A 4,717-nucleotide genomic window follows, 5' to 3' on the forward strand; every position below is an offset into this window, starting at 1 on the left:
TTTTCTTTCTGCTACTCTCCAGTATTGGTCTAATTTTTTCAAATTGTTCTTTACTTATATCGCTTGGATAGCTTTTTTGCATAGATATACCTCTTTCTTAACTATGCTTATTTTACCTCATATTTTCGAGATCCTTAACAGGTTCTTACACCTAACCAATTGCACAAAATTCCTTTTACCATTTTAACCCCCTAGTTAATTAATATATTATAATTTTACATTCCCAATGTTTAAATTATTATTAAATTAACTGTCATTATGTATTGACCTTTTAATAATTTTGTTTGACTTGCTTTTTGAAAGTGCGGAAACTTAAATTAAGGTGTTACAAGATTGTTATTCAACCAATATCTCTCTTTTCCCTGAGTAATTTGGAGCGCTGACAATACCTTCCTTTTCCATTCTTTCAACGATGTTTGCTGCTCTGTTATAGCCTATTCTAAGCTGCCTTTGAATGTAACTGGTTGAAACTTTTTGATCTCTTTGAATGATGGCCACTGCTTGGTTATAGAGGTCATTTTCTTCATCCTCCGTTTCATCGTGTGACTCTGTAGAAGAATTTTCATCTTCTTTAGTGATTTCCTCCATGTAGTTTGGCTCACCTTGCATTTTCAGATGATCAACTATATCTTGCACCTCATTATCACTTACAAATGGGCCGTGAACTCGAATGATCTTACCACCAGAGGCCATATAGAGCATGTCACCCATGCCGAGCAATTGTTCAGCCCCTTGTTCGCCAAGTATTGTACGGCTATCTATCTTAGAAGTAACAGCAAAACTGATTCTCGTTGGAAAGTTCGCCTTTATCACACCTGTGATCACATCCACAGATGGGCGTTGTGTTGCCATTATGATGTGTATTCCTGCAGCACGAGCCATCTGAGCTAAGCGTTGAATAGAGCACTCTATTTCTTTGCCGGCAACAAGCATCAAATCTGCCATTTCATCCACGATCACTACAATATATGGAAATGTTTCCATCTTGATTGGTATTTTTTCAAACAGAGGTTTGCCTGTTGTTGAGTTAAAGCCAATCTGCACAACGCGCTCCAATTCTATTCCACTATTCATCGCTTCTGTGATTTTTTGATTATAGTTTATAACATTGCGCACATTCAAATACGACATCATGCGATAGCGGTTTTCCATTTCTTTCACTATCCACTTAAGAGCGACTACAGCCTTTTTTGGCTCTGTTACCACTGGCGTTATTAGATGTGGTATTGCATCATATATTGAAAGCTCAAGCATTTTGGGGTCGATCATTATCATCTTGCATTCGTCAGGACTTAATCGATAAACGAGTGAAAGAATCATAGTGTTAATCGCAACTGATTTACCAGACCCTGTGGTTCCAGCAACGAGCAAGTGAGGCATTTTAGTTAGATCTGCAATAACTGGTTTTCCACTTATTTCTTTGCCAAGCGCAATTGGAAGATTTAAGTTTGCATTTTGGTATTCTGGTGATTCAAGCAAATCACGCAGCATTACAATTTCCCGTTCCTTGTTCGGCAACTCTATTCCCATAGCATTTTGCCCACGAATTATTGAAATACGTGCAGAGAGTGCACTCATCGAACGTGCAATGTCATCTGCAAGGCCAATTACTCTTGCAGATTTCGTACCAGCTTGTGGTTCAAGTTTGTATAAAGTCACAACCGGCCCATAGCATACACTGATAATTTTTCCTTGCACGCCAAAATCACTCAGGACTTGTTCCAGCAGAGATAAATTTTTATTGCTCTCCATTTCATTCAGCTGTTTTCTCTGCAAAGACTCCTCTGCTTTGGAAAGTAAATGAATGCTGGGAAATTCGAACTCACTGAAAATTTCTTCGGTAGCTTTTTTCTGTCTTTCTTTTGGTTGTTGTTTAGTAGTGATTTTAGTTCTATGTTTTTCTTCTACTACTAATGGTGCAATTGAATACTCAGTAGTTTTATGTGATCTGAAGAATGGAACATTTACAAATAAGCAAGCTATTTTTTTACATAAGAAGAATAGAGAGTAAATTGCTCTCTTCCAACCAACAGATCCTACAAGACCTATTAATGTTACTATCACAAATACATAAAACGGGCAGTTATTAACGAGTGCATTCCCTATTATTCCACTGTGTCTGTACCTTGCTGTGATGCCTAGCGAAAGTTGTGGTAATATAGCACATACCCCTAAATTGATTAATATTAAATAGAGAATTTTCAGCAGTATTTTTGCTGGCCTGAAGATCAACAAGTAAACTATGGTTGTAGCTATTGTAACACTAGTTAATCCAAGAAATTGAACCAATATATCAGCTAAATATGAACCTACTATTCCACCTAAATTTGTCACTTCCTCATTTGTAGCCGTGTTTAAGGAAGGATCTTTATAGTTATAGCTAAAAACTGATATATATATTAAAAGGGATAGATATATTGCTGATTTTAGATATTTTTTTAACATCTACCTAAAGTAGTAAGCTACTGTATATTTTACAAAGTGAATTGTTATTAGCAATATCATTATAGATAAATCTAATCCGTTGAACGGTGGTATATATCTTCTAATAATCTTTAGTGGTGGATATGTCAATTGGTTCAAGATGTGCATTATGCTACTGACAGTTTCATTATATATGTTCACCATATTAAGTTTAACCAACCAGTTTAGGACAACCCAACATATTAGAATGAAGCTATAAAGATCAAGTAACGTATTGAGTAGATATATGATTGGATGCATACATATCTATTACACGAAAGTTATATAAAAGACAAGTATTTAGCCTTTTCAAACTCAAAATGTTGTTTTTGCTGAACCAAAAAAAACTTCATTTTTTGAGCTGGGCAAAGCCACCTAAAGTAGAGAATGAACAAGGAAGGAGGGGTGTATAATATATATTAATGTTGGTATTTATTTCTTATAAATATCATCTCTATGTCCTATCTCTGTGATAGTTACTATATGATCTAATTGATTTACTCTGTAAATTACACGATAGTCACCAACTCTTAGCCTTCTACATCCTTTTAAGTTATGATGTAGTGGTTCACCAAAATTTATTGGGTCAACTGTAAGACGTTCTTTTATAGCCTTTTGAACTCTTAGCCCTATTGTCTTTGGAAGGTTTGGTAAATCTTTTTCAACAACACTCTTTAGAGACTTAACCTTGTAACGCTCTAATCCCACTTAATATCTTCAAAATCAACTGTTTCTGCACCTTCAACATCACGCTCATCAGAAATTTTAGATACTAAAAAATCCTCCATTTCAAGCTCAACTGCTTCTCTAAATAGTTTTCCCGCTAATTCTTGAACGGGCTGTTTAGTAAATTCAGATAATTCAGCAAGATGCTTTAAAGTTTCTTCGCTAAGAGCTATGTTAATGCCTGAATCTGCCATATGTTTTACCAAAGTCCACTAATAATTATACAACATTTTTTTTAATTTTTCAATAAAGAAAGGAGTGGTGTATAAAAATATATTTAATGTTTCAGTAGTCCAATATTGCCTGCTTGTAAATATTGTCCCTGTGTCCTATTGAAACAATAATTACTATACGTTTTACAGTATTTACACGGTAGACAATACGATAATCATCAGCAACTTTTATTCTTCTATGTTCCTTTAATCTCTTGCGTAGCAACACACCGTTACCAATAGGATCAGTCTCAAGATACTCTTTTATTGCATCTTTAATACTTGGCTTTACATCTTCCGGCAAGGAAGGCAAATTTCTTTTAAGAACATGCTTTAGATATTCAATGGTGTATTGCTTATTTCCAGATGTCTTCACTATCCTCTACTTCTTCTGCATCATCAGAATTTAACTCCCTAATAATTTTGGAAAATGCAATATCTTCCGCTTCAAGTTCGATTGCTTCCTTGACTAGCTTTTCTGTTAATTTTTGAACAGACTGCTTGGTGGCTCTAGCTAGTTCAACAAGATGCTGCGAAGTTTCTGGGTTGAAAGTTACACTAACCTTTGAATTTACCATAAGTTTTACCAAAGTCTACTACTATAGCTATTTTACAACATTTTTTTTAATTTTTCAATAAAGAAAGGAAGGAGGGCTGTATAAAAATATATTTAATGTTTATCAAGTAGCCTTCTCATAAATGGTGTCTCTATGTCCTGCTGTAGCAACAAATACCTTATGTTTTGCAATATTTACAGTATAAATAATTCGATAATCACTAACCCTTATTCTTCTATACCCTTTTAGCCTGCCACGTAATGGTTTACCAAATTTAATTGGATCAGTTGTAAGCCGCTCGTTTATCGCTTTTGTAATCCTTGACCTTATTGTTTTTGGAAGATTTAGAAAATCTCTTTCAGTAAAGTTTTTTGAGTAGACAATATCGTATTTCAGTTTATGTCCTCTCCCTTTCAGATAGTACTGTGTTCCAGTCTACATCCTCACATTCCTTAATAGTTTTATATAACGCAATATCTTCTACTTCGCACTCGATTCCTTCGATGACTAACCTTTTTGCTAGTTCTTGAACGGATTCCTTGGTGATTTCAGCTAACTTAGTAAGGTTATGTGAAGTTTTTGGGTCAAAAGTTATACTAATTCCTGAATCTGTCATATGTTTTACCAAAGTCTACTAACAATTATACAACATTTTTCTGAATTTTTCAATAAAGGAAGTTGATGATATGTAAGAACCTGTTAAGGATCTCGAAAATATGAGGTAAAATAAGCATAGTTAAGAAAGAGATATATCTATGC

The 4,717-nt window shown here is 34.5% G+C and carries 9 protein-coding genes; 1 reads left to right on the forward strand and 8 read right to left on the reverse strand.

Annotated elements, in window-relative coordinates:
- Window positions 1-187: hypothetical protein (locus tag OZD63_RS06140; RefSeq protein ID WP_410543737.1), on the forward strand; the 187-nt coding region annotated here is incomplete at its 5' end.
- Between the two features lie 149 nt (window positions 188-336).
- On the opposite strand, the gene OZD63_RS02485 is transcribed toward OZD63_RS06140, so the two are convergent.
- From OZD63_RS02485 to OZD63_RS02520, 8 genes are all read right to left on the reverse strand, one after another.
- Window positions 337-2,445 (reverse strand): FtsK/SpoIIIE family DNA translocase, encoded by a 2,109-nt coding sequence (locus OZD63_RS02485; RefSeq protein WP_274979448.1) that lies wholly within the window; start codon window positions 2,443-2,445, stop codon window positions 337-339.
- Entirely contained in the window at window positions 2,446-2,724 is a 279-nt protein-coding gene (locus OZD63_RS02490; protein ID WP_006279515.1) for a YggT family protein, read from the reverse strand. It abuts the gene before it with no gap.
- 171 nt (window positions 2,725-2,895) lie between these two features.
- Complete coding sequence (locus OZD63_RS02495; protein WP_274979446.1) at window positions 2,896-3,171, reverse strand: type II toxin-antitoxin system RelE family toxin; 276 nt, start codon at window positions 3,169-3,171, stop codon at window positions 2,896-2,898.
- Window positions 3,162-3,383, reverse strand: coding sequence for a hypothetical protein (locus tag OZD63_RS02500; protein ID WP_274979445.1), 222 nt, complete (start codon window positions 3,381-3,383; stop codon window positions 3,162-3,164). Before OZD63_RS02500 ends, OZD63_RS02495 begins: the two co-directional genes overlap by 10 nt.
- A gap of 91 nt (window positions 3,384-3,474) precedes the next feature.
- Entirely contained in the window at window positions 3,475-3,777 is a 303-nt protein-coding gene (locus OZD63_RS02505) for a type II toxin-antitoxin system RelE family toxin (RefSeq protein ID WP_274979444.1), read from the reverse strand.
- Window positions 3,758-3,979 (reverse strand): hypothetical protein, encoded by a 222-nt coding sequence (locus OZD63_RS02510; protein WP_095742622.1) that lies wholly within the window; start codon window positions 3,977-3,979, stop codon window positions 3,758-3,760. The genes OZD63_RS02505 and OZD63_RS02510 overlap by 20 nt, the downstream gene beginning before the upstream one ends.
- Window positions 3,980-4,081: 102 nt before the next feature.
- Window positions 4,082-4,375 (reverse strand): type II toxin-antitoxin system RelE family toxin, encoded by a 294-nt coding sequence (locus OZD63_RS02515; protein WP_306700832.1) that lies wholly within the window; start codon window positions 4,373-4,375, stop codon window positions 4,082-4,084.
- Window positions 4,356-4,574, reverse strand: a complete 219-nt coding sequence (locus tag OZD63_RS02520; RefSeq protein WP_006279413.1) for a hypothetical protein — start codon at window positions 4,572-4,574, stop codon at window positions 4,356-4,358. The genes OZD63_RS02515 and OZD63_RS02520 overlap by 20 nt, the downstream gene beginning before the upstream one ends.
- Window positions 4,575-4,717 lie beyond the last annotated feature (143 nt).

The sequence above is a fragment of the Wolbachia endosymbiont of Drosophila leontia genome (assembly GCF_028981785.1).
In the GTDB taxonomy this organism is placed as follows: domain Bacteria; phylum Pseudomonadota; class Alphaproteobacteria; order Rickettsiales; family Anaplasmataceae; genus Wolbachia; species Wolbachia pipientis.

Bases quoted from the DNA above. Each gene is read 5' to 3' on its own strand.
- OZD63_RS02510 (WP_095742622.1), bottom strand. From the start codon at position 3,979: ATGGTAAATTCAAAGGTTAGTGTAACTTTCAACCCAGAAACTTCGCAG.
- OZD63_RS02490 (WP_006279515.1), bottom strand. From the start codon at position 2,724: ATGCATCCAATCATATATCTACTCAATACGTTACTTGATCTTTATAGC.
- OZD63_RS02485 (WP_274979448.1), bottom strand. From the start codon at position 2,445: ATGTTAAAAAAATATCTAAAATCAGCAATATATCTATCCCTTTTAATA.
- OZD63_RS02520 (WP_006279413.1), bottom strand. From the start codon at position 4,574: ATGACAGATTCAGGAATTAGTATAACTTTTGACCCAAAAACTTCACAT.
- OZD63_RS02500 (WP_274979445.1), bottom strand. From the start codon at position 3,383: ATGGCAGATTCAGGCATTAACATAGCTCTTAGCGAAGAAACTTTAAAG.